Raw genomic sequence first — 22,341 nt, 5'->3', positions numbered from 1 at the left:
CGATAGGAAACGTCGGCGTCGGATATGAATTCAGCGCAGCAGCTTCATCCGCAAGGCGATGGCGATCGCATGGCCCTTGGTCACGGCGCCGAGTTTTTCGCGGGCGGAGAGGAGGTGTTTGACCACCGTCGACGTCGAGATGCCGAGGATGACGGCGATTTCCCAATCCGTCTTGCCCTCCGCCGCCCAGAGCAGGCAGTCGAATTCCTGCGGGCTGACCTTGCCGAGGAGACGCCGGCGGCTTTCCCGGTGGTGAAGAAAGGCGCCGACCGCGTAACTGGCGGCGAAGCCGAGCAGGGCGCGGCCCTCCGCGTCGACGTCAGCGTTAGAGCCGCCGAACGACACCGCCGCGAGGCTTCCGTCGAGTGTCGACACGGGAACCACATAGCCTTCGCGTAGGCCGAATTCCGCCGCCTCGCCCTTGATCAGGGCGACGTCCTCCGCAGCCGGACATGAGTTGTAGGCCTCTTCCCAATCGAAGGGAGTTCGATCGCCCTGCAGGCGATGCACGATCGGATCACGAAAAACATAACCGCGGTCGTGGTAGCGGCCGGCCCATTCCGACGGGAAACGCTGGAATAGGATCCGCGATACGATTTCCTCGGGTGACGTGCGGGCTGTCGGCACGATCCCGGCGAACACTGAGCTGAACCCGTATTGTTCGGCGATCTGCAAAAGAGAACGCTGGATTCCCGCTGCATCGCCCGCACTTTCGATTTCTTCAATGAACTGCCATGTACGCTCGAAACTCTTGCCCAATATCCCTCTTCCCTCGCAACGACACCGGAATTCGCGTTGGCGCGCAAGCCATGGCCTCTATTCTCATCACCGCATTTGTTCTGAAATTTCCATGGGATAGCGGCGAAAATGAGAACGCAGTTTCAAATGGCTTGACTGCGGCGCGGAATCGCACGGCGCGAGGCCGGCAGGTCGGCCAAAAACGGCTGCGCCGCCAAATGGGCGGTCGCAAGAAACGCAACTCCAATCAGCCCCCGAGGAGATACAAGTGGCCCGTTCCCGTCGATCGCCGCCATGTGATCGGCGACGGCACAGGATTCTTCGCTACTTCTCAAGACGCGATTCTTAACCATTTTCAAAGATTCTGTCCGGATACTCATGCCGGATTGCACGGCTTTCGCACCATGAGACTAGTCTTACTGTGTCATAAAATGCGCGATGCATGTAAGAGTAGAAGATTCAATCTCGTGGGAGACGAACCTGAATTTGGGAGCGCAGGCGGCGGAGAGTGAATCGCGACTTGGGGCGTTTGTCGGCGGCTCCGGGGCACGCCGATCGCGCTTCTCCGTTTCGGGCTTATTGTATGGGCCTGTTGCTGCCGGCGTGAATAAGCGAAGCCAGTTCAGACGGTCCCCCGAACGGGACGCGGGGCAGGGCGCGCCGGCGCCGCCAGTCGGGTCGCGACGAAGATTCCCGCAAGGGTCAGGAAATAGATCAGAGCTTGCGCGCCCGATGGCTGATCGACATAACCGAACAAGACATGGGCGACCTTGCCGGGGATGGAATCGTCACGCAGGACGCCCGACGTGTCCCATAGCGTGCCGGAAAGAGCGGTGATCCAGGCCGCCTGCTGCAAGAAAACCACGCATTGCGCGGCCATGCCGGCGGCGAGGAAGGTGATCAGCGCCGTCGTGACGGCGAAGAGATGCCGCGCCGGAATCGCGACCAGGCCATAGAACATCAGCAGGGACAGGAGGGCGCCGAGCCCCAGCCCGAGCACGCCGCCAAGCAGCAGGTCGCCAAAGCCGGCCGAGCCCGAGGCCGCGATGCCGTAAAGGAAGAGCACGACTTCGGATCCCTCGCGCAGGACGGCCACCGCGACGACCACGGCGAGGGCGGTCATGGTCTTGGAGCCTTCTACGACCGCCTGCCCGACGCTACGCAAATTGGCCGCCATTTCGCGGCCATGGCTCGCCATCCAGATATTGTGCCAGGCGAGCATGACGACCGCGAGCGCCAGGATTGCGGCGTTGAACAATTCCGCGCCGGCTCCTGAGAAGGCTTCGGCCAGCGCGCCGGCGAAAGCTGCGACCAGGGACGCGCCGATCAGGCCGCCGGCTAGTCCGCCCGCGACAAAAGCACCGCGCCCAGGCGCGCCGCGGGTGACCGCCATTACGATGCCGACGATCAGGCCGGCCTCGATGACTTCGCGGAAGACAATGATCAACGCGCCGAGCATCTCTTAAATCCTTATTCGACGATCAGTTCGCCTTCGGTCGTGTCCTGGTGGAAATCGTCGAAGAAAGCGTAATGGCCGGGATTGAGCGGACGAATCTGCATGGAGACCTGAGCGCCCGGCGCCACGACCTTTTCGACCCGCAGGGACTTGCTTTCGAATTCAGCGGCGGTCGAATCGAGGTTCTTCACGACGATGGTGAAGGCCTGATTGGCCGGGGCATGCGGCTGGGCGGGCGAGAATTTATGGCCCTTGATGGTGATTTGGACGGCCTGTTGCGCCAAAGCCGGCGCCGCCAACAGCAGGGAAAGGGCAAGAGCGGCGGAAAGTCTGACGGTTTTCATTGTCTTCTCCCAGTAAAAAAGCAGGCCCGAGGTCAGAATTCGTAGTGGAGCCCGAGAAGGGCGCGCTGGCGTGGGAAATTGGTTAGGTCGAGATTGCCCGGCTCGCCGGCGGCATGGCCGGCGACCTGGGTCGACCAAGCGGCGTTGAGGAAGACCTTCGGAGTGAACTGAACGTGCAGGGTCGGGCCGAGATAGAACGCGGAACCGTCGAGCGTGTTGCAACCGAAGCCCTCATAGGCGCGATAATATTCGGCCTCGCCGCCGAGCGTGACCTTCGGCGTCACGCGATAGGCCATGGCGGCGGTCGCGCCAAAACCCGAGGCGCGGCTCCAGTTCGCGTCGCCCGGCGCGCGGCTGACCTCCGGTTCGTAGATCAGGTTGATTGCGGCGTAAAGCATATTCGGGATGAGTTCGGTGTCGGCGGCGAGGCGCGTCTCCATGCTGAAACTGGTTTCATGGCCGCCGCCGGTTCCGTCGATCTTGCCCCATTCCGGCTCAATTGAGATCGACAGGCCGATCGGGCTGCCGGGTCCACGCCCGACGATCAGGAATTTCGGCTTCCACGACAGGCCCAAGAAATTGGCGCTATTGCGATTGTCGAGACCTTCGACATTATTGATCTGGTTCCACAAGCCGTGGACGGCGAACTCGTACATCCAATATTGCGAGGTGTAATTATCGAATGCCAGTTCCTGCTCGACGGCGCGGAATTTGCCGCCGCGCATCCCGAGCCCGGCCTTGGTTTCGGACTCAATCTCCTTTTCGCCCTGAACGCCAATGTCCGCGCCCTCGGTGAAGCCGAACAGATATTTGGTCTCAAGCTCGTAATAGCGGCCGACTCGCACCTCCTGGGCGAACGAGGAAGGGACGGCGGAGAAAAGGCTAAAGGCCGCAAAGGACATGGCGAAGGGACGCTTGGACACGGGCATCAGGTTTCCGGTTTTTTCGAGGATCGCATGATCCTTTTTCGTGGTAGCGCGTCCGGCGCGCAAACGAAATGCTCTTCCTTAGAAGAATTCCAAACTAGGTGCCCGAACCGGCGACATTCGACGCTGGCGGGCTTCTTTGCCGAGAAATGTGCGACCAGTACGGGAGATCGCTGCGCGAGGAGCGCGCCGACATGCTCATCTCGACTTTTTCACTGAACTCAATCCGGACTTCCTGCGGCGCGGTCGCGACGACGGAGTCGGGCGCCAGGATCGCGTTTTTCAGATGCGCATGAGCCCACGCGCCCCCGATTGGGAATCCGTTCAAAACAACGGCAGCGAGCGCCACCAGTTGAATTTTCCGTTTCATTTGACCTCTCACTTGTTGGTTACTATCCGCAATCTCTTTCGTCCTCCCGCCCGCGGCGCCCGGCGCGACGAAAAGGGAAGCACTTTGCCCTGCTTCCCGCTTGACAGGTTGAGCGAGCGGCGGCCGGTTTCAGGACTGTCACCGCCCACAGGGGACAACGACCTCCGCCTTGTGAGCGGCGACGTTCAATGTCTCATGCACTGATCGTAGCTAATCTCGCATTGATTCCACTGCGAGGGATAGCGGCGGCTCCACGGGCCTTCCTTTTGCAGACAGCGATAATGGTTGTTCGCGCAATAGCTTGCGCGTTCATGCCGAACGCCTGAATCCACGGCCGGGGCTTTGCCGGAATGGAATGCATTGGCGGAAGCAGCGGGCAGCGAGAGCGCGGCTGCCAGGATCAAGAGTTTGCGTGACATGGGATTGTCCTCGATTGACATGTCTAGCGACGGGATTGACGGCGCGCTGAACCCGAGCCGGGTGGGCGCCGGTCTGCCCGACATGAGCGGTGGTGGAAGCAGCCCGCCCGCGAACGTGGCCGAAGCCGTCGTGCGGGCCTGTAGCCGGCAAAGCGCGTTCAGGCGATCGGCTGTGGCGGCCTTAAGAGGGATGCGGGATCAACGCCGCGGGGAAATCCGCCCGATCGGGCGAATAAAGTCACGAAATATTCTTCCGGCGGATTATCTTGGGGGCCGAGGCTGACGAGACAGGCCGAAGGACAGCAGCATGAATCCGTCAGGCAGCAACCGCGCGCGTCACGCTCATCACGGCAAAGGTCCGCTCCCATAGCGATACTTGCCAAAACTACGGTTTCCGATCGCGCCTTTTCTGTCGCGGATGAAACCGACGCCAAATCAATTGCGCCGATATAGGAAGCCGCCGCCGTCGTGACGAAGGTCTCGGACGCCGGATGGGGATCGTCGTGGACCGGATGCGCCTCGGCGGTACTCGGGCCAAGCGCCATCATGGCGGCGACGAGCGCCGCCATGACCCAGAATGCAAGGCGGCCCCACCTCAGACGAGCCATCTTCGGATCCTCTTCGATCAAGCTATCTCGCCATTCGGGTTACCGATCCATATCCCCCAACATGGGCGATCTTTAGGGGTTTTTTAGGGTCCCGGATCGGCGTCGGTGATTTGTCCATTCACACGGTCGGCGTCGAACTGAACCTTGTCGCCGACTTTCACCTGGCTGAGCATTGATGGATCCTGGACCCGAAACACCATGGTCATGCTTTGATCCATATCCAACTTCTTGATCGGTCCATGTTTCAACGTGATCTTGCCGGCGGAGGCGTCGATATTCTTGACCTCGCCATTCACCATTTCCGACTGTGCGAATGATGGCGCGGCGGTTGCGATCAACGAGATTGCGATGGACGTGGCAGCGATGAGCTTGCGAAGCATGGCGTCCTCCTTGATATATCCCGGCGCTTCAGGGGCTTTCAGCCGGCGCTCTTGGCGCCGGCGCGCGGCTCCCTCTCGATGGGCGGTCCCATCGCGGCTTTCACTTCACGCGCGACACTTCCCTCCGGATGTTTGTAGGGCCCCGGATCGACGTAATCGTCATGTGCGAGCCCCTCGCGAACCTTCATGACCGTGAACATCCCGCCCATCTCGATGGGGCCGAACTGCCCCGATCCGGTCATGCCGTCGGCCGCGCGGCTCGTCCCGATTATGGCTGTCGTCGGCGAGAGACGCGCCCGCCAGCTTCGCCCGCGCGATCGCGATCTCGGGGTGGAAATAGAGGGCCGCGAGGGTGAGCGTCGGGAGATCCCAGCTTTGGGCCGGGTCACGCCCGGCGTCGTCGTCGATCTCCGCCGCGAGAAAGTCATGGAGGCGCTGGTCTTCCAGCGCGCGGCCGTCGAGCGCGCGCGCATTGTCGGCCGGCGAGATGGGCTCCGGCTGATAGCTCGCGCAACCCGAGACGACGGCGGTCACGCAGATAGCCGAGATAACCTTCCGAGCGGCGATCATCCATCACCTGAGTGATACCGCGGCCGATCAGCCGCGGAGCCAGTCTGTTGAAGATTTTACTCGACTTTACGGACGGTTGGAACTGACGTCCTGGGTCGAGCGGCGGATGGCTGGTCTCACCAGGCCTTTCTCTTGTGGTTGCCGAGATTGCCGAGCACCACGATATCTCGAGGACGTAGCGATGGAAGGCGGCGCCGTTGATCGGCCCGTCGAGGACGAAGGGCGCGTCAATGCAGTCGCAGCTCTCGTCGATGAACACCAGCCGCGTTGGATCGACGCGGCCCTGCCGGGCTTTCCAACGGAGCCGGCGACGGGCGACGTCAGCGCGCGCTTGCTCGCTGGCGAATACGGTTTTTTTGAAGCTCAGCCCCCTCGTCATGGGCTAAGGTCCAGACCGCGCGGTAATCGACGCGCACCCCGCGCTCAGCGAGCTCCTTCACCAGCCCGCGCAGTGTGAACGGATAATCGCGCATCCGCGCCATCAGTCATTCGGCCTTTGGGCGCCCGACACTGAATCGGGGGGAAGTACTGAACCCGGGACCAATGCTGCAACTGGCGTTATGGAAAAAGCCTAAATTCATCTCTCAACGATTACAGCCGGTTAATTTCGCATTGCGGGTCGCACGAGCTGTGTGTTTGTCTTGGCATTCGACGGAATATACCGAACCAACAATGTCCCATGGCGCGTGGCGTCCTTCGCCATGGATCGATGCCCCGAGGACGGCGGGCGTCAATGCCGCTATCATTCGTCTCGACGGATGGCGGACAGTCCATGACACGCGCCAAGTTATCTGCAATCTTGACGTCGCATTGCCGACGAAGTCGGCTTCGTTCAATCCGCGGGACGGCGATAGGGAATGAGCACATCATGAATTCACGCCTCACGCTTTGGCCTCGCGGTTGCTGGACCTCGGAATCGCGTCCGCGGCTCTCCGCAGCCACGCTCCTCCTGGCTCTGGTTTTCGCTGGACCAGTCATGGCACAGTGCAACGCGCATGACGACGCCGCAGTCGCCGTGGATATCCAGCATGCGCCAGTTGAGACCGTTTTCGACACGAGCCTGGACGAACTCGATCGGATTGCGCGCGAGGCCGGCAAGGAGGCGCACGCGCCATTGATGGCGGTGTATACGTCGGCCACTCTGTTCACGGCGGATATCGATATGCATGTAAGCCGGATGGCGTCGAACGTCTTCTGCGCAGGGGCAAATTCGGTGCGAGTCCGGATCGCGGTCGGCAGGAGAACGATCCATGTCGCGCGGGAGCTCCGCGAAAAGGCTTGCTTGCAGAAGGCGGCCATCGAACACGTTGAGGCGCACGCGCGAATTCAGGAACAGGTATTGGCAGGCATGGAATCCACCATCGCCGCGAACGTAAAGACGCGCCTGCGCGAAGCGTCGGCCAATTTCGAATCGGCTGCTGACGCCGATCGGAAATTGAGGCGGGCAATTGACGATCAGATCAATGCCGACCTGAATGATGCGGACAAGGCCAAGACCATAATAACAAGCCGAGATATCGACTCGCCCGAGTCGCTGGCGCGGCTTAGAGCCGCCTGTTCCGACGAACGAGGCAATTTGTTCAACAACAGGATTTGAGGATTACAGCGCGTTCCTTGGTTATGCGATTCGCCGCCGCGCGCATCCAAGGACGTCACGATCCAAACGATCCGCGTGTCGGCTCTGCTGAGTGCGTCCGGGATTTGCGGAGCGACCGCGCGGCGTTTTCGCCGGCCGCCAATTCGACGATTTCGTCCATGATCTCCTCCTGCCTCATTTGGCGCTCCGTGGCGAGCAAGCTTGCGAGTATGTCTTCTATCTGGCCGCGCGCGGCGGCCATGGCTTCCATCCGCGCCTGGTTTTCGGCAGCGAAGGCATGCAGCGCCGCCTGGCAGAGCCTCGGCGATCCTGTCCGCCATTTTGGGCGTGCCCGGGAATGGGGGGCATGGTGCCGCTCCATCGCACGGTAATATTCCTTTGCGCGGCGACGGCGCGGCCGCGCCTAGCGCGGCCGATGAGGCTGACGGGTCGCGCACTTACAACTGGCGGCTTCGCGGGCGCACCGCTGGTTTGTCGTCGTGATTGTTAGCAGCAATGCCCGCAAGGCGTCCTCGCATTGACGTTGGACGTGCCCAATTGCAAACTCTGCCAGACTTGAACCACAGCTCCATCGGCGCGGAAGCATTGTACTGCGATTTTCGGCTGGAAATGCCCCCATATTGCAAACGACCAGCAGCTGCGCGCTTCCGGCGCGGCCGGAACTTTCGCGACAAACGCTATCGCCCGCCGGACATGAACCTGTCGAACGTGTCCGGCTCGACCGGCTCTGCTGGGCCGAGCCATCGGAAGGACTTCGGAAGGTGCAATATCGTCAGCGTCAGGTCGTGCTTTTTCGAGCAGATGCAGAATTCCTCGGTTTCCTCAGGAAACCATACGCCGGGCGGATGCGTGGCCGACGCGCGCCCCATGTCGTCGAAATTGCCGTTTACGGCACAGGAAGCCTCGGGCAGCATATAGGTCTCGCGAACGGTCCTGAAGAATCGTCCAGATTTAAATGCCGGCTCGCTCGACTTCGCCCATCGGGCGCCGCCGTCCCGCGACACCATAAAAACCGCTCTCCGTTCCGTATACTCCAGCCACCGTAACGCGGTCGCTGTCAGCGACACCCCATAATGTTCGGCGGCTGCGCCAAGGTCGTCGAGGGATGGCTTCGCGTCGGCGGGAATGCGCGCTTTGAAATCGTCGAACGGCATGAGCAGCGATGCCGCGAATTCGTCGGCTTCTTTTTCGATTCCCTTGCCGGATCGCTGGGTGACGACCTTTTCGTCGCACTCTACGCCGTTGGGAAGTAGGTGACGATGCGCGAGGTAATGCCCAAATTCGTGGGCGATCGTAAAGCGCTGGCGCTCAAGGCTGACGTCGGTCTTATTATATATGATCGCCCAGCCGTTCCGCGGATCGTCGATGGGATAGAGCGCGCCATCGAAATCAGGAATGGCGCCACCCTTGATCGCTTTGATCCGGTCGCTTGGGAAACGGCTCGCTGATACCGTCTCCGCGATCAATTCCACATTCACGGGGAACCGAGAACCCGGCGCCGCAGCCTTCCAAAACTGGGTCATCTCTATGGCCCACCGAAGGGCGCCGAATTTTTTTTCGTCAGCCATTATTTTTGATGATGTCCAACATTTGGCGGATCGTGTCCTTTTTGCTGTCGTCCAATGTCCGATATTTCCTGAAGAACGCAAGGTCGTCTGCTGACTCCTTATTTTCAGCTCCGCTCGCGTCCATGAGATAATCGCTGGTCGTGCCAAGCACTTCGGCGATCTTGACGATCTTTTCAGCGGATGGCCGTGGGGGGTTTTTATTTTCCAACTCCCAAATGTAGCTCTTGCTCGACCCAGTCAGCGTGGCGAGTTGGTCCAAAGTGAGCCCCTTGGCCTTCCTGAGATCTCGAATTTTCTGTCCAAATGAACTGCTCATCTCTCCTCCAATCAGAGGCTCGCCATTTTTGTTCAGAGTAGCGATACAAAAAGACCTTGACAAGAGAAAGCTCGTTTCCCATGTTCGGAGTAGGCGCACTTATTAACTCGTAAACGCGAATGTCGCGTCCGGGTTCCAGGAGGACTGTATGACGGCGAAGACGACCCACTTCCGCGTAGACAACGGCGACATGATGCTCATCGAGTTCGAGAGTGGGCGGCGCGTCCTTGTGGACGTCAACATCCGTACGGCGGCGGACGACGCGGATGACGAGACGCCAGATGTGGCCAAACAGCTGCGGGCGCGCTTGACGCGCGATTCGCAAGGCCGCCCTTACGTGGATGCCTTTCTGCTTTCCCATCCCGACGCGGATCATTGCCGTGGACTCAAGAAGCATTTCCACCTCGGAAAGCTGAGCGATTGGTCCAAATCCGCCGACAAGATCGTCATCCGCGAGATGTGGTCGTCGCCGATCGTGTTCCGACGTGCGTCCAAGAACCACACCCTCTGTGATGACGCCAAGGCTTGGAACACCGAGGCGCGTCGTCGGGTCGCCCGCTATCGGGAGATCTGGACGTCAGAAGATGGCGACCGCATCAAAATCCTCGGCGAGGACGTTGACGGTAAGACGGACGATTTGGGCGCCATTCTCGTCAGGTTGGATACGGACTTCTCCCAGGTCACCGGCATCACAGACTCGACCTTCGCCGCGCGATTGTTGGGTCCCTTACCCGCTGGCGATGACGAGGAAGAGGACCTCCTGACGAAGAACGATTCGTCGACGATCCTGAATGTCACAATGAAAATCGGCGGCCAAGTTGGAGCGAATTACCTCATTGGCGGCGATGCAGAAGTCGCGATTTGGGAGCGCGTTTGGAAGCGCAATAGTGTCCGCAAGTCCGTTCTTGAATACGACGTATTGATCGCGCCGCATCATTGCTCTTGGCATAGCCTGTCGTGGGACAGTTGGTCAAAGAAAGGTGAAGACGGCAAGGTATCGGAGGACGCCCGTAAAGCCCTCGGTCAGGCGAAGTCAGGCGCATGTGTCCTTGCTAGCAGCAAACCCGTGGTTGACGACGAAAACGATCCGCCGTGCATCAGGGCCAAGCGTGAATACAAGGCGATCCTCAATGCCGTAAAGGGCAAATTCTACTGCATCGCCGATGGCTCCGGTGATGCGCCCTACGAATTGGAAGTGACTGCGGGCGGAGTGAAGCCGCTTGCGAAAGCTGCCGCGGCGGCAGTTGCCGCACCTTATGTTTCCGGCGTCGGTGCAACGCCGCTGTCCCACGGCTGACGCATATGAGCGGAATGCAACCGCCCATTCCAGTCGCTCGCGCGCTTAGGCAGATCGAAGCCGACCCGCGCGTGACCAACGTCCGCATTATTACGATCTCGCCGGCAGAGACGACGGCAGAGATTGATATGGAGACCGCACTTCCAAGTCGATGGCTTGCAGCCGGTGAAAGCCCCAGCGGTGTTCGATCCGCCGAGCCCGTCACCGTCGTCTTCGGAGGGCGGTTTCCCATTGAGGCGCCCCGTTTCTATCTGCGATCCGATTTTGATCGCTCGCACCCACATCTTCAGCCGAGAACGGATGGGAAGGCTGAACCGTGCCTCGTCGCTGGCTCCCCTACGGAATTGCTGCGCAGCAGAGGCATCTCTGCGTTGATCGATCAACTTGCCGTCTGGCTGGAGAAGGCTGCCCTTGTTCAACTCATCGATCCACAGCAAGGGTGGGAGCCTGTGCGCAGGGACGGGATCGACGACCTTGTTGTAGCCGACGCGGTGAAACTCAGAGGGCTGGTCTCGCGGGAGTCGGGTTGCACAGCACTCGCAAGCAGACGGGCGACAGAGAAGCGTCGCGACATCCGACTGCACTGCATTGCAGTCGGCGACGAGAAGGCGGTCATAAAAGCAGAGATCGCGCATCAGCTCACGATCGGCAATACGGGATTGGCGTTCGTCGCCTGGTCGGGCAAACAGCCGACCGGAGCGCCGTTTGTCGCCGGTCGCTATTCGCCGGAGTCGGTCTCGGATTTCAAAACGCTGTTCGCGCGGGCGCAGGAACTTGGTTGCGCCGAAATGCTGTTCTCGAAACTTCATCTGCTATCATTGCGGATCGTCGGCATACGGTTCAGATTTCCCATTCCTATTGCGGTCATCATCATCGCTCGACGCCCCTGCAACGTGATCGGTGTCGATTCGCCATTGGAGGTAATTCCCTACGTTTTCGAGATCGACGGTACGGAAAACGACTTGAGCCGTTCAAGTGCGAAACCCGTTAGATTGGCGTCTCATCGAAGTCCGATTTCGCCAGATTTGCTCAGATTCGCCTCGGCTTCTCGACGGTGTTCCGGCGGCTGGTCGCTTCTCGGTTGTGGTAGTGTGGGTTCCAAAATCGCCGTCCACCTGACTCGCGCGGGGGATGCGCCAATGCGCGTCATCGACAGGGCCGCTATGTCTCCCCACAACTTCGCTCGGCACGGGCTGCTCCCCACGTCGGTGTTCGACGGCGCCCTGCTGATGTCAAAGGCCGATCGGCTTCAGGAGGCCCTGAATTCGTTTGGCAGCGAGGTCACGGCGGAAGTGGCGGACGCGTCGCGCCTCATTATCGGAGGCGGTGCGCCGAAATTTGCAGATGATTCCACCTTGCTCGTCAACGCAACCGGCTCCCTGACGATCCGCGAGGTATTGAGCAGTCCTGACGTCGGCAAACCCAGGGCCGTCGAAGCGTGTCTAATGGGAGGCGGCAGGATCGCGTATTTGGCAGCCGAAGGTCCCGTGGAAAATCCATCAAGTGTAGACCTTGTGACGGAGGCCTATCGCCTATTCAGGAGCGACCCCGAGTTCCGTGACGTCGTTTTCCAATCCGCTCCGATAGAAGTGCCGATTGGCGAAGGCTGCTCATCACTGACGTTTCCGATGTCGGATGCGAGATTGTCAGCGCTTACTGCTCCAATGGCAGAGCAAATCAGCAAATGGCGTGAGTCGAGCTTGCCTGAGGAGCGCGGGGAAATTCTCGTGGGCGTGACTCCGGCTGACGGATTAGGTCAACGATGGCTTACGCAGGCGGTTCGACCGTTTACGATATTGAAGCAGGCAGACCAATCAAGCTCCGTCCGCATCAGTGTCGGCGTCCAGGCGAGGATAGAAGCGGAAGTAGCGTCGAAGCCAGGAGTTGAAACGGGCGGCGTCCTGATCGGCCGATGGTCGGAGGTCACAAACGCCTTCCACGTCGTCGATCTGCTTCCTGCTCCGCCCGATAGCGTCTTCACTACCAACGAATTCAGGCTCGGGATCGTTGGCCTCAAAGAGGCCTTAGAGGCGCTCCATTCCGAAACGGGCGGCGCTCTTTACGCCCTTGGCACATGGCACAACCATCTGGTCAGCTCTGGCCCGTCGTCGATCGATATGAGGACTGCTGCGCTCCTTGCCGTTCGACAGTTCTTTCCCGTGCTGCTGCTAATCCAAACACCCGGCGGGTACAGATATCTGACCGCGGAAGTTATCTTTAAATCCTAGGAGCGTAAATGTTGAAAATCGATCAATACACGATGACGGCGCGCGTATTTCCCGCCGCCATCGTCGGTTCTCCGATCCCGCTGGTGATACATACTTGGTTTCCATTCGACGTTGACGGACTGGCCAAGCTTTCCGTGACGACGGCGGTGGCGGTGGCTGTTTCCTTCGCCTTGTCGCAAGCGGCGCGCGAATTGGGTAAGCGCGAAGAAGCGCGCCTCTTGGGTGATTGGGGCGCTTGGCCTTCGACTTCCATCCTGCGGCATAGTGACCAGACTTTCGATCTTTTGACCAAAATGCGTTACCATAGGCGCCTGGTTAAACTTGGCGCGGTCGAGCGGATGCCGACGTCAGACGAGGAAGCAGCCGATCCAGTAGCGGCAGATAAAATCTATTCGAGCGCCGCCGTCTGGCTTCGCACCAAGACGAGGGACACGAAAAAATTCCCTCTCATCTTCTCCGAAAACATAAACTACGGCTTTCGAAGGAATCTTCTCGGCTGCAAGGCGTTGGGCGTTACGATCGCCTCAACAGTCTGCGTCGGTGACCTCATTGCTCTTTATTTCGGGAGATCGTCCGGCGTCGCCGGATTAGAATCCGCCTTCGTTCTGGCGTTTCTCCTGTCATTCGCGACGTCGAAAAGCGTGAGCAACGTGGCCTTGGATTATGCAAAACGGCTCATCGAGGCGATCGATCAACTGAACACGCAGAAGGCAAGCGCGCCTCGAGTTCGGAAAAAGAAGGCCGTCGACGAAAGCGTCATTGTGTGACCCGTTTTGCCTCCTCCACATGATCGGCAAATGCGCCCAAGCTGTGCGCCAGAGCCGAATTTGGCCCCCATTGTTGCGGAGTTCTCTTCCAAGCCATATTCGATGAATTCCAGATAATGATGCTGCGGATTTGCACGCGCGTAGCAGGTTGCAAAACTGCAAAAGTCAGGCAACGAGCGCGCGCAGCTCCGTTGGGGCTCCCTCGAACGCAAAAGGATTTAGAATTTGCCCGCGCCAAAGAAGGAGGCGCTCAACCTCGTTCAGCGCTGCCGTGTCGCAAACTTGCGGCCAATGATCCAAAATAACTTTCACTTGATGAGCGACCATGGCGATAGCCGCTGCATGGGAAAGCTGGAAATTGGCCGCTGCCTCAAGGCAAACTGAAATCTGGCTGAGACGGTTGTCGCCGATGATAAGCATGGCTTGAGTCGCTTCGTTGCCGGAGCGCGCTTGGGGGCAGATGTCGTAGGCAGGCGTGAGGGTTAGGTTTTGCCCGTCCCAAAAGGCGGCATGGTTGCGGGCGTGATCATCTGTGTTGCCGCACAGGATATCCTTGCCGGGTCGTTGGAGACCAGCGTGCGCGGCGTCCTGAATCCGAGCGCCGCCGCGACCCGGAGCTGGCGCGCCTTGTCCTCCGCCCGCTCGATCAGGTGCGGCTCGTTGAGCCAGCGCCCCTCAAGCTCGGAATAGAGCGCTTCGAGCAGGGCGCGCCATTCGCCGAAACGGTGGGCGGCGTCGCGTTCGCGCGTGTCGATCATGCCGTCGAGATGCGGGCGCCGCAGATAGGCCGCCTTGATCGACCTCGCGTCCACGGCCTCGCCCTTGTGCAGGAACGAGAGCGCCGGCTCGCCGCAGCCGAAGGAGAGCGTCGGGCGGGCGGCGTCTAGCGCGTCGCAGTTGAGCCGCACGAACGGCGCGCCCAGGGTGGCAAGCTCGTGCACGACCAAGTCCGTCGTCAGGTCGCGCGTGTTGCTGACCAGCAGGATCGTCATCAGCGGTCCGTCTGCTCCGCGTCGACCTTGGTGACTGTTTCCATCGCGAGCCACGCCGCGCACCGCCGCCGGTCGGACTGCTCGCCGCCGACGGCGGTCTCGGTCGCCATGGCGGCGATCGCGGGTTCGCCGGTCCTGTCGGCGCTCGTCTCGCCGTGGACCTCGGTGATCGTGGCCAGCATGGCGATCATGGCGGCGCCGGTCATGTCGCTTTGTTCCCCGGCGACCGCGGTGTCGGTCCCGCAATCGATCTCGCCGACGAGGCTCCTGTCGGACGCCTCGCCGCCGCCGCGCGTCTCGGTCGCCATCTCGGTCCCGCGATGCAGCGCTGCCGGAACCGCTCCCTCCTGCGTATCGACGACCCAGAGGTCGCTCTCCGAGCAATAGCGTCCGGCCAAGCCCGGCGACGGCTCGCGCGGCACGGCGTACCTCGTCAAGTACGGGCGGTTTTCTGTCGTCGACGGCATCCGGGCTTCTCCCCGCGTGGCGGCCCGCGCGAAACAGCGGGCCATTGCAAGTTAACCTTAGCGGATACCCGGCGCCCCGCGCTACGCCCGCGGCGAGGCTTTCGACGAATTCCACGCGATTCCGCCGGTTTCCATGCGTTTTCGCGCGGAATCCGCGGCGGAGTCCGTCGGCGCGCCGCACGGGCGGGGGCACCGGCAAGCACAGGCGTCGCGGGCGGGGGCGCGACGTTGTGGCTTGAACTATAGCAAGGGCGATTTCAGGCGTTTCGAGGTCGTCTGGCTACCAGAGGCCGCGCCTAAAATCCAATTCTCCCCGTTACGTTCGTTTTGGGGGACGAGTCCGCCGAGGCTCCGCCTGTCTGGCACCTTGGCGTCATGGAGATCCTAGAAACCGCCAGCGGAGCCAGGCCCAGCTGGTCGATGCAATGAAGGCGTTATAATTCGATGTTTTGCCGGAAAGGCGCTATTGGCATATTATGCAATAGCGTCTCATATGAGCTTTCATGGAGGCATGCGATGCCGACACGCAATGTCGTCCTTACCGACCGCCAGGAGGCTCTGACCGAAACGCTGGTGCAGAGTGGGCGCTACCAAAACGCCAGCGAAGTGATGCGCGAAGGTCTTCGTCTCATAGAAAATCGGGAAGCAGAAGAGGCTGCCAAGCTTGAGGGGCTTCGCTCTGCGGCGCGGATTGGCGCCGCAGCTTTGGAACGCGGCGAGTTCAAGGAATTTGCAAACGGCTCCGCGTTGGTGGAGCATTTCAACAAACTGGCTGACACCGTCCTTGCTGGTCCGGAAGACAAGTGACCCAAACGCATTGGCGGATTCGTCTTGGCGCCGAAGCCGAATAAGATTTCGCTCACATCCTGAAACACACCAAAGACAATTTCGGCCAACGACAGGCTGAAATTTATCGAAGCACGCTGCTCGAAGCGCTCTCCATGCCCGCAAATGGGCCCGACGTGCCTGGCAGCGCCGCGCGAGATGAAATCCAAGAGGGATTGCGCACCCTTCATGTCGCGCGCCAAGGCCGTTGCGGACGGCATTTCATCATGTATCGTGCGGCTGATGGCAGCGTGATCGAAGTTGCGCGCATTCTGCACGAGGCCATGGACCTCGCGCGTCATATTCCGCCGGAAATCGAGTAAATCCGCGCTCGGCGCGCGATGACGATCAGTCGCGACAGATCCCCCTTGAAAAGCATAAAGAATGCCCCAATCTCTCCGCGAGTTGCGTTTCACCTTCCCTCATTTCAAGGAAATTCCAATGGCTGTTGTCTATGTTGAAGCTCGTCCCAAAGGCCGGCAAGAAGGAAGCCCCATTGTCGATTATGTCGTTGAAGATCATGCTGATCATGCGATGGGCACTTTCAGCACACAAAAAGAAGCGATTGATTGGGCCAAGAGAAATGGTCACAGCCCGCATGTCGCGCGGGTTCGCCATTTGAATGATAAGAAAAGGCCCGACCACTGGCGCGCGGTCTAAGAAGGCAGGGACGGCCTGACGGCCTCAAATCATCACCCGCTCGACCTCATTGAGCGTCACTTCCTCGGAGCGGCGATCATAAAGCTGCGTCGTGCGAGTGCTGGCATGGTTCGCCATCTGCGCGGCGCGTTCAAGCGTGCCGCCGTTTTTCAAATAAGCGGTGATGCCCGTGGCGCGAAAGGTGTGGTTGCCGACGCGCGTCATGATCCCTATGGCCTTGGTGCGGCGCCGGATCATCGCATAGGCGTTGGCCTGGGGCAGGGGATTGCTCGTCAGCCGGCCGGTCGCGCGGCTGTAGGTCTGAAACAGAAGCGCCTTCGGCTCCTTCGCCAAGCCTGCGCCGTCGATATATTCGTGCAAATAGGCCTCTAAATTGTGATGACACGGCATGGCGTGCTGCTTGCCGCCTTTTTCGTGCAAGCGCACCCAGAGCCCCCGAGATTGATCTCGACGCAGCCTTCGCTGCGCCGGACCTTGCGGCGTCCAGCCGGCCATAACGGCCACATGCTGTAGACTTGAAGAACCAACGACACCCACGCCAGGAAATCGGACATGCCTGATGTTCCAAGGATGGGAGCACGAAAAGCCCGACGAATCCGGCGGGCTGGCAAAGCGGTCAAGGCCGCTTATTCCCTTCGGCCAAAGGCTGCGGGAATTCAGGAAATTCGAAAAATGAGAGCTGGCCTTTTGCCAATGCGTTGCAGGGCGGGTGAACGCGGAAAACACGCGAATCAGCGACCTTTTGACCCTAGGCGATCTATATCCAAACAACGGTCGCACGCCTAGGGTTTCTTGGCGTTCTCTATCTCACGACCGCGCACTTTGCTGCCGACGATTCGGCGCGCTCCGAACCGATGCCTCTCCGCTTATTCGCTAGGAATCCGCCGACGCTCCAAGAATAATTTTGTGGACAGCGCGCTTAACGCCACCAAAGGGGGGCGAAATCGCCGGAACTTGAATCGAGGAATAGCCCATGACTGCGCAACCAGATTTCGATTTTCAGCTCGGCAAAGCAATTCGTCTGCGCGGTTAGGGAGGCTTAGGGCTCACCGCTCTTGCGTGTCTGCTGGCCTCGGCCGCCGCGATCGGCCCAGCCGTAGCGGCAATACCTGACGGCCTTTTGCACATGATTTCTGCACATGCGTAATTTTGCCGATGCCACCTATTGCAAGGCTACAGCTGCCTCATATCTATGGAGGACAATTTGGAGGCAGCAATGGCTATTAGCTTTTTTTCGCTTGATGCATCTAGTTTATTAAAGATGTTCAAAGATAGAATTGATCAACAAAAATTGGAAGGAAAGATAACTACGTGGGAGAAAAGCACCGACGGTGTCTATTACACCCATAAGGCAAAAGAGTGGAACAAGCTTGCTTGGGTTAAACCGAACTTATTCAATGATAGGCTTACATTTAATATTATCAAGCCACAAAATATAGCCGTAACAGGTCTTGTTTATGCATACTACCATGGGCATTTGACAGAGACCTTCCTGTCTCACTTTGACCAGAATTTCGCAAAATCAGAATCTACGGCTCTGCCGACGCCGCAGGATAAATGTTCCTAACCGCCATTTCGCATAGGCCTCCTCAAAGGCGGCCTATGCGAGGTTCCCATGATTGACGCACGCAGCGCTTCCCTAGCGCCACGAAAGCTGATCTTTCGGCAACCGTCCGCTGGGGTCGAATACGCGAACTTGGTGCGGTGGATTTTCATCCCACCGCCAGAGCACAAGATTATGGTCCTCCGGGGTGGCGCCAGGGCCAAAGCTTGGGACAAGAATGCCAGCCTTGCCCTCACTATGTAGCCGGCGGACAATTTCCCACGTCGGCGGTTCTGTGCCGGCCGCCAGAAAAGCGAACCAGCCGCATACCAAATCTTCCATCTGAACGGAATGTTCGGCGCGGGACTCAACAGTCCTCAGATCGGCGATGTCGTCACAGGCGACCTCGTAGGAGCACAAGATGCATGGGTCGATCTTGTGAGCGAAACCCTGATTGGCCTCTTTCACAGCGGTCATGATGTCCAGGCCGAGGTAAAGAGCAGGCATGCCTCTTGGGTTAAAGCGGGCTCCCCGGATTGCTGCTCCGTCGCCCGAGAGGGGCTTGAACGCCCACTGCGGATCGTGTGCGCGAAAGCACATTTGTTCAAACCTCACGCAAATCCGCCCATCGCGAGATGGTCGAGATAGTCGCGGACGGCCGCCGCTTGGCCAGACTTGACCAAAGCCTCCGCGGTCCGGCCGCCGAATGCGGCGATGGGCTGCGCGCGATACCACGCCATCGCTTGATTTTGGCCGCCGGCCCAGGTGGAAATCCGGCTCACGATCTCCAGCATCTCCCGAACGCGACTTTGGGTTTTAACCGCATTTGTGCGAGCAGATTTGTGGAAGGTCTCGCGCCCCAGGCCAACCGTTTCGGCGAGTTGACCCTTGGACATGCCGAAACTCTCGGCAATCCGTTGTACGGCGACATGACCGCCCTCATCGATAAACCCGGCCATCAGTGGCGCTCCCATTTCAGTTCTCACGAATTGACCGCTCGAAGACGCGCGCTTAACCGCAGCGCTGCTGCCCGCTGAAGTCTGGATCCTGCCTTTACGCGTCTGAGCCAATGTCCGATCCTTTGCCTGAATATACCGGCAAAATATGTGCCTTTTAGCGCTGTCTTTCAAGGTCGCCACCAAAATCGGCAACCCGCACATCTCGGGTGGACCCCTCGCGCCCCGATCTGACGCGGCAAAGCGGGCAGGCGCCGCCGGCGAAGAGGAAGCGGAGAAGCCGAAGAACAGCGCCGAGGCGGAAGGAGACGGGCTTTCGACGACCCTTTTTTGGATCGCGACGATTCGCTCGCCGCCGAACTCGGGAAACTGAGTTCAAATTGCTTCATTTGAGGGGGGGTGCAGAGACCAACCACGGCTTAAGCTGAAAAAAGGGTTATTATCATATGGAAATTGCAATTTCGCCCAACCCCGTCCATGTTCCGCCGGCAGCCCAGCTCGCTTCGAACGACTCGGGCGGATAGGCTTTGAGCGTCGCCGCTGGCTGCCCCATAAGTGATGGATATTCAATATCGACCGGGCCCGGCGTAATAGCGTCGCCGTAGCCGACGTCGACATGCATGGGCAGGCGCGCGCCAGCGAGTTCGGCAACAAAATCAAGCCGTACGCCGGAATATTGATCTTCCTCTCGCGCCGCCGCTACGCGCAAGGTGTCCGGTCGAAAGATCAGGCCATCGTCATCGACAGACGTGGCGAGGATATCGGCAAATACGGCGGCCATAGCTTCGGGACCGCTTTCGCCAAAACCGAGGAGATCAAGATCGCCAGTCGCGCGATACGGCACTTGCGCCCAGAAGCTAAACAGCATCGCGCCCTTGAGGACGAAGCGATCCCGATGCGGTGAAACGCTTAGGCGGTAAAGCACACGCTCGATGGCGTATCGCGTCATCAGGAGCTGAGCATTCTCCCGGCGCTCGCGAGCGCGTTGGGTCAGGCGCTCGCGTATGGAGACGCCCATGTTCTTTGGCGCTTTCATGAAGTCATGGCCTCGATATAGGGACGCATGACGGTCTGGACCCGATCAATGGCTGCATATCGCCAAAGCTCACTCAGTTCAGTCCGCCCTTTTTGCGTCCTGAGAAGGTCTCGAAGCGCCTCGATCGCGACGTCGAGACCGACCTTGTTGCGATATTTAAAGCAATCGGCCACGGTTTTGGCTGGCGAGGTGATTGGCACGGCCACGCCATCGATCTGATGGATCTCGACGCCGGCGGTCAGCGCCTCGCCGCTGGAGCGAATGATTTTCAACGATACCGAGGGATTCGTCGGCGCCCAGTCCTTCGGCCCGAGCAGCATCCAGATCGCGTGGGGCGTCTGGGTCGTGAGGTTATGGAATTGCAGCGCCGAGAGCAGGCCGATGTTCCCTTTCGGCTGGATGCGCGTGGCTTCCGCGAGGCTGGCGTTGCTTGAAATTTCCGCCCCCGCCAGCTTGTAGAGGCCGCGGCCGACCTGCTCGAGAACGCCTTCATCGCGGAGCCTCTGCAGATAGACGCGCGGCACCCCAACGGCGTCAAAGTCGCGGCCTCGCGCGATTCCTTGTCGGCGTGCGACTTCCAAGGCTCGTTCTCTATGAGTTTGGGCAGGCATGCGCACTGTTATAAACTCTATGTCTTAATATGCAATGTCCGAGGATTAGAAACAAAAGTGCATGTCGGGATATGTCATGCCAGTGGCGCACGACGACCAACGCACCGGAAACGGTTCGGAAGGGACGGTTTCTGGCATTGCTCGACTATTTCTGCGTTAAGGCTTATATATTCATCATGGTTACGTTGGCCGCCCACTCTGAATCGCCTATCGTACCCGGGGCAATCTCCTGGGTGGATAAGCTCGTGCTCGCGACCGTGAACGCGCCGTACAGCCGGAATATTTCGTCTGCTATTCTTGAGGAATGCCTCGCTAAGGTGATGATTGCGGGTTGGCCTGCGCATCTCGCTAGCTTTTTTACGGAATTGAAGCCTGAGCTGGTGCTGAGGTTTGCGTCGGAGCACGGCGTTTCTCATAGCAATCTCACGGCGTCCTATGAAGCCGTCAAAGACTTCTCCGGCGAGAGCAATCCCGGCCTTTTTTTTGCGGTCACAGACTGACGTCGGCTCTGCGGTGATCAAATGTGCCAGATGGCGTCGCCAGACTTATTCGCGCCATAGCGCCCAGCCGCGAACGGATAGACTTTCGTGAAGCGCCAGGCCGGATCCAATGGCGAAAAAGTCGCCGTCCCGGAATTCGTATGACCAGGGCGGGGCGTATTCCTTTAAATCATCATCGACGAGAATTCTCAGCGCGACGCGCTCAGGCGGATCGTCCTCGCGGTTGAATGGCGTCGGATCATTGCCGGGCAGGGACCAAAGCCGTGGTGTCGACGCGTCATCAAATTCAGACTGGCTCAAACAGGAAACTCTCAGAAAACAATAGCTCCACCTTCTATAGCCAGCGCGCGCCGCCCGCTAGTGCTGAGGTAAAGCGCACGTCTATTCCGAAATCACCGACAAGATCGTCGCCGAGTTGGCGGACAGAGCGAGCTCTGGGTTCAGCCCTGGGGGACAGCCGCCGGGATGGCGCCGCTGGGCAATGCCCAAGAACGCCGCGACGGATCGGCGCTATACCGGAATCGATGTGATCATTCTGTGGGGCGCGGTGATCGAGCACGGAATTACCGTCGCAAAGCTGCCTGATTCTCGCCACGCGCTGAGCTCGGCGTCGCAGCTTGAACGCCCGCGGATAGCCACTGTGAAATACACAAAGGTCGCCGCCCTCTCCCGTCTTTCCTGTCCGTCGACCGCTCCGGAACGGCCTCTTCTGTTGCGCGATCTGGCCGAAGGCCGGCTTCGCCTCGACCGCCTATGCCGCAATGGCGCGTCACGACTTTCTTCCCCTGGGAGACCACCCCACGCGGGCCATGCCGCGCGGGGACCCCGGATCGCCCATTCCTCGCGAGGCAAGAAAGTCGCTCCCCCGCCATCCTCCGCTGACGCTTCGGCCCGAATGGGTGCGGCGTCGGTCGCCTCCGGCCGGTTAATCGCCATCGAGGCCGCAACGGTGCGGGCTCGGAACAGAAAACGGAGACTTAAAATGGCGACCATCGGCACTTTCAAAAAGACCGCCTCGAACGAATTCAGCGGCGAAATCGTCACCCTCAGCGTCCGGGCCAAGGGCGTGCGCATCGTCCCCGACATCCGCGCCACCGGCGACAACGCCCCCAGCCACCGGGTCATGGTGGGCCGCGTCGAGATCGGCGCCGCCTGGTCCAAGCGCTC

At 59.8% G+C, this 22,341-nt stretch carries 31 protein-coding genes and 2 pseudogenes; 12 read left to right on the top strand and 21 right to left on the bottom strand.

From position 1 onward, the window contains the following. Positions 1–30: 30 nt before the first annotated feature. Positions 31–759 (bottom strand): LuxR family transcriptional regulator, encoded by a 729-nt coding sequence (locus QZ409_RS10925; RefSeq protein WP_296710674.1) that lies wholly within the window; start codon positions 757–759, stop codon positions 31–33. 50 nt (positions 760–809) lie between these two features. Here QZ409_RS10925 and QZ409_RS10920 point away from each other — a divergent pair, with 50 nt between their 5' ends. Next, positions 810–1,250, top strand: a complete 441-nt coding sequence (locus tag QZ409_RS10920) for a hypothetical protein (protein ID WP_296710668.1) — start codon at positions 810–812, stop codon at positions 1,248–1,250. Between the two features lie 110 nt (positions 1,251–1,360). On the opposite strand, the gene QZ409_RS10915 is transcribed toward QZ409_RS10920, so the two are convergent. From QZ409_RS10915 to QZ409_RS10880, 8 genes and pseudogenes are all read right to left on the bottom strand, one after another. Next, a complete protein-coding gene (locus QZ409_RS10915) occupies positions 1,361–2,197 on the bottom strand; it encodes an FTR1 family protein (protein ID WP_296710666.1) in 837 nt (278 codons plus the stop codon). Between the two features lie 11 nt (positions 2,198–2,208). Continuing rightward, positions 2,209–2,538, bottom strand: a complete 330-nt coding sequence (locus tag QZ409_RS10910; protein ID WP_296710663.1) for a cupredoxin domain-containing protein — start codon at positions 2,536–2,538, stop codon at positions 2,209–2,211. A gap of 32 nt (positions 2,539–2,570) precedes the next feature. Then, a complete protein-coding gene (locus QZ409_RS10905) occupies positions 2,571–3,467 on the bottom strand; it encodes a transporter (protein ID WP_296710659.1) in 897 nt (298 codons plus the stop codon). Between the two features lie 94 nt (positions 3,468–3,561). After that, positions 3,562–3,834, bottom strand: coding sequence for a copper resistance protein CopC (locus QZ409_RS10900; RefSeq protein ID WP_296710656.1), 273 nt, complete (start codon positions 3,832–3,834; stop codon positions 3,562–3,564). Positions 3,835–4,019: 185 nt separating this feature from the next. After that, complete coding sequence (locus tag QZ409_RS10895) at positions 4,020–4,253, bottom strand: hypothetical protein (RefSeq protein WP_296710653.1); 234 nt, start codon at positions 4,251–4,253, stop codon at positions 4,020–4,022. Positions 4,254–4,411: 158 nt separating this feature from the next. After that, positions 4,412–4,882, bottom strand: coding sequence for a hypothetical protein (locus QZ409_RS10890; protein WP_296710651.1), 471 nt, complete (start codon positions 4,880–4,882; stop codon positions 4,412–4,414). Positions 4,883–4,944: 62 nt separating this feature from the next. Next, positions 4,945–5,241, bottom strand: a complete 297-nt coding sequence (locus QZ409_RS10885) for a copper-binding protein (RefSeq protein ID WP_296710648.1) — start codon at positions 5,239–5,241, stop codon at positions 4,945–4,947. A gap of 38 nt (positions 5,242–5,279) precedes the next feature. After that, positions 5,280–5,483: pseudogene (locus tag QZ409_RS10880) on the bottom strand (copper oxidase); the annotation flags it as partial. On the opposite strand from QZ409_RS10880, the gene QZ409_RS10875 reads away from it, so the two are divergent. Next, positions 5,428–5,826, top strand: a complete 399-nt coding sequence (locus QZ409_RS10875) for a hypothetical protein (protein WP_296710727.1) — start codon at positions 5,428–5,430, stop codon at positions 5,824–5,826. The pseudogene QZ409_RS10880 and the gene QZ409_RS10875 sit on opposite strands and share 56 nt — an antisense overlap. Positions 5,827–5,933: 107 nt before the next feature. On the opposite strand, the pseudogene QZ409_RS10870 reads toward QZ409_RS10875, so the two are convergent. Further along, a pseudogene (locus QZ409_RS10870) lies at positions 5,934–6,269 on the bottom strand (IS630 family transposase); the annotation flags it as partial. A 557-nt stretch (positions 6,270–6,826) separates the two neighbouring features. Here QZ409_RS10870 and QZ409_RS10865 point away from each other — a divergent pair. Beyond that, the gene (locus QZ409_RS10865; protein ID WP_296710645.1) at positions 6,827–7,408 is read left to right on the top strand and encodes a hypothetical protein; all 582 of its coding nucleotides are present in this window, start codon (positions 6,827–6,829) and stop codon (positions 7,406–7,408) included. Positions 7,409–7,463: 55 nt separating this feature from the next. Here the strand turns inward: QZ409_RS10865 and QZ409_RS10860 are convergent, their stop codons facing one another. The 3 genes from QZ409_RS10860 to QZ409_RS10850 form a co-directional block, all read right to left on the bottom strand. Beyond that, positions 7,464–7,649, bottom strand: a complete 186-nt coding sequence (locus QZ409_RS10860) for a hypothetical protein (RefSeq protein WP_296710643.1) — start codon at positions 7,647–7,649, stop codon at positions 7,464–7,466. A gap of 436 nt (positions 7,650–8,085) precedes the next feature. Beyond that, on the bottom strand, positions 8,086–8,976 hold the full coding sequence (locus QZ409_RS10855; RefSeq protein WP_296710641.1) for an ImmA/IrrE family metallo-endopeptidase: 891 nt from the start codon (positions 8,974–8,976) through the stop codon (positions 8,086–8,088). Further along, positions 8,969–9,292, bottom strand: coding sequence for a helix-turn-helix transcriptional regulator (locus QZ409_RS10850; protein WP_296710637.1), 324 nt, complete (start codon positions 9,290–9,292; stop codon positions 8,969–8,971). The genes QZ409_RS10855 and QZ409_RS10850 overlap by 8 nt, the downstream gene beginning before the upstream one ends. A 148-nt stretch (positions 9,293–9,440) precedes the next feature. On the opposite strand from QZ409_RS10850, the gene QZ409_RS10845 reads away from it, so the two are divergent. Genes QZ409_RS10845 through QZ409_RS10835 form a run of 3 tightly spaced genes read left to right on the top strand, consistent with a single transcriptional unit; the run spans position 9,441 to position 13,584 of the window. Continuing rightward, entirely contained in the window at positions 9,441–10,589 is a 1,149-nt protein-coding gene (locus QZ409_RS10845) for a metallohydrolase (protein WP_296710634.1), read from the top strand. A 5-nt stretch (positions 10,590–10,594) separates the two neighbouring features. Continuing rightward, positions 10,595–12,817 (top strand): thiamine biosynthesis protein ThiF, encoded by a 2,223-nt coding sequence (locus tag QZ409_RS10840; RefSeq protein WP_296710632.1) that lies wholly within the window; start codon positions 10,595–10,597, stop codon positions 12,815–12,817. 8 nt (positions 12,818–12,825) lie between these two features. Continuing rightward, positions 12,826–13,584 carry a hypothetical protein gene (locus tag QZ409_RS10835; protein ID WP_296710630.1) on the top strand — a complete coding sequence of 253 codons (759 nt, stop codon included), beginning with the start codon at positions 12,826–12,828 and terminating at the stop codon, positions 13,582–13,584. A gap of 165 nt (positions 13,585–13,749) precedes the next feature. Here QZ409_RS10835 and QZ409_RS10830 read toward each other — a convergent pair whose 3' ends face one another. Genes QZ409_RS10830 through QZ409_RS10820 form a run of 3 tightly spaced genes read right to left on the bottom strand, consistent with a single transcriptional unit; the run spans position 13,750 to position 15,013 of the window. Then, positions 13,750–14,130: a HipA domain-containing protein gene (locus QZ409_RS10830; protein ID WP_296710724.1), complete on the bottom strand. Its 381-nt coding sequence runs from the start codon at positions 14,128–14,130 to the stop codon at positions 13,750–13,752. Then, entirely contained in the window at positions 14,067–14,576 is a 510-nt protein-coding gene (locus QZ409_RS10825; protein WP_296710627.1) for a hypothetical protein, read from the bottom strand. The genes QZ409_RS10830 and QZ409_RS10825 overlap by 64 nt, the downstream gene beginning before the upstream one ends. Then, the gene (locus QZ409_RS10820) at positions 14,576–15,013 is read right to left on the bottom strand and encodes a hypothetical protein (protein ID WP_296710624.1); all 438 of its coding nucleotides are present in this window, start codon (positions 15,011–15,013) and stop codon (positions 14,576–14,578) included. The genes QZ409_RS10825 and QZ409_RS10820 overlap by 1 nt, the downstream gene beginning before the upstream one ends. 546 nt (positions 15,014–15,559) lie before the next feature. On the opposite strand from QZ409_RS10820, the gene QZ409_RS10815 reads away from it, so the two are divergent. The 3 genes from QZ409_RS10815 to QZ409_RS10805 all read left to right on the top strand — a co-directional run bounded on the left by QZ409_RS10815 (position 15,560) and on the right by QZ409_RS10805 (position 16,528). After that, positions 15,560–15,850: a type II toxin-antitoxin system ParD family antitoxin gene (locus tag QZ409_RS10815; protein WP_296710623.1), complete on the top strand. Its 291-nt coding sequence runs from the start codon at positions 15,560–15,562 to the stop codon at positions 15,848–15,850. A gap of 56 nt (positions 15,851–15,906) precedes the next feature. After that, on the top strand, positions 15,907–16,191 hold the full coding sequence (locus QZ409_RS10810; protein ID WP_296710721.1) for a type II toxin-antitoxin system RelE/ParE family toxin: 285 nt from the start codon (positions 15,907–15,909) through the stop codon (positions 16,189–16,191). Positions 16,192–16,309: 118 nt separating this feature from the next. After that, positions 16,310–16,528: a hypothetical protein gene (locus tag QZ409_RS10805; RefSeq protein WP_296710619.1), complete on the top strand. Its 219-nt coding sequence runs from the start codon at positions 16,310–16,312 to the stop codon at positions 16,526–16,528. Positions 16,529–16,552: 24 nt separating this feature from the next. On the opposite strand, the gene QZ409_RS10800 is transcribed toward QZ409_RS10805, so the two are convergent. Further along, positions 16,553–17,023, bottom strand: coding sequence for a tyrosine-type recombinase/integrase (locus QZ409_RS10800; protein ID WP_296710614.1), 471 nt, complete (start codon positions 17,021–17,023; stop codon positions 16,553–16,555). Positions 17,024–17,744: 721 nt separating this feature from the next. On the opposite strand from QZ409_RS10800, the gene QZ409_RS10795 reads away from it, so the two are divergent. Beyond that, the gene (locus tag QZ409_RS10795; RefSeq protein ID WP_296710611.1) at positions 17,745–18,095 is read left to right on the top strand and encodes a hypothetical protein; all 351 of its coding nucleotides are present in this window, start codon (positions 17,745–17,747) and stop codon (positions 18,093–18,095) included. 72 nt (positions 18,096–18,167) lie between these two features. On the opposite strand, the gene QZ409_RS10790 is transcribed toward QZ409_RS10795, so the two are convergent. The 4 genes from QZ409_RS10790 to QZ409_RS10775 form a co-directional block, all read right to left on the bottom strand. After that, the gene (locus tag QZ409_RS10790; RefSeq protein WP_296710605.1) at positions 18,168–18,686 is read right to left on the bottom strand and encodes an RES domain-containing protein; all 519 of its coding nucleotides are present in this window, start codon (positions 18,684–18,686) and stop codon (positions 18,168–18,170) included. After that, entirely contained in the window at positions 18,683–19,045 is a 363-nt protein-coding gene (locus tag QZ409_RS10785; protein ID WP_296710718.1) for an antitoxin Xre/MbcA/ParS toxin-binding domain-containing protein, read from the bottom strand. Before QZ409_RS10785 ends, QZ409_RS10790 begins: the two co-directional genes overlap by 4 nt. 424 nt (positions 19,046–19,469) lie before the next feature. Then, positions 19,470–20,063, bottom strand: a complete 594-nt coding sequence (locus tag QZ409_RS10780; RefSeq protein ID WP_296710603.1) for a nucleotidyl transferase AbiEii/AbiGii toxin family protein — start codon at positions 20,061–20,063, stop codon at positions 19,470–19,472. Next, entirely contained in the window at positions 20,060–20,644 is a 585-nt protein-coding gene (locus QZ409_RS10775) for a type IV toxin-antitoxin system AbiEi family antitoxin domain-containing protein (protein WP_296710600.1), read from the bottom strand. Before QZ409_RS10775 ends, QZ409_RS10780 begins: the two co-directional genes overlap by 4 nt. Before the next feature lie 167 nt (positions 20,645–20,811). On the opposite strand from QZ409_RS10775, the gene QZ409_RS10770 reads away from it, so the two are divergent. Further along, positions 20,812–21,174 (top strand): hypothetical protein, encoded by a 363-nt coding sequence (locus QZ409_RS10770; protein WP_296710598.1) that lies wholly within the window; start codon positions 20,812–20,814, stop codon positions 21,172–21,174. A 982-nt stretch (positions 21,175–22,156) separates the two neighbouring features. Next, on the top strand, positions 22,157–22,341 hold a 185-nt coding region (locus QZ409_RS10765; protein WP_296710595.1), incomplete at its 3' end, for a DUF736 family protein.

It is taken from the genome of Rhodoblastus sp. (assembly GCF_019449565.1).
Taxonomy (GTDB): domain Bacteria; phylum Pseudomonadota; class Alphaproteobacteria; order Rhizobiales; family Beijerinckiaceae; genus Rhodoblastus.
The sequence above is the reverse complement of the archived record's forward strand: the minus strand, read 5'-3'. Positions and strand labels throughout refer to the sequence as shown.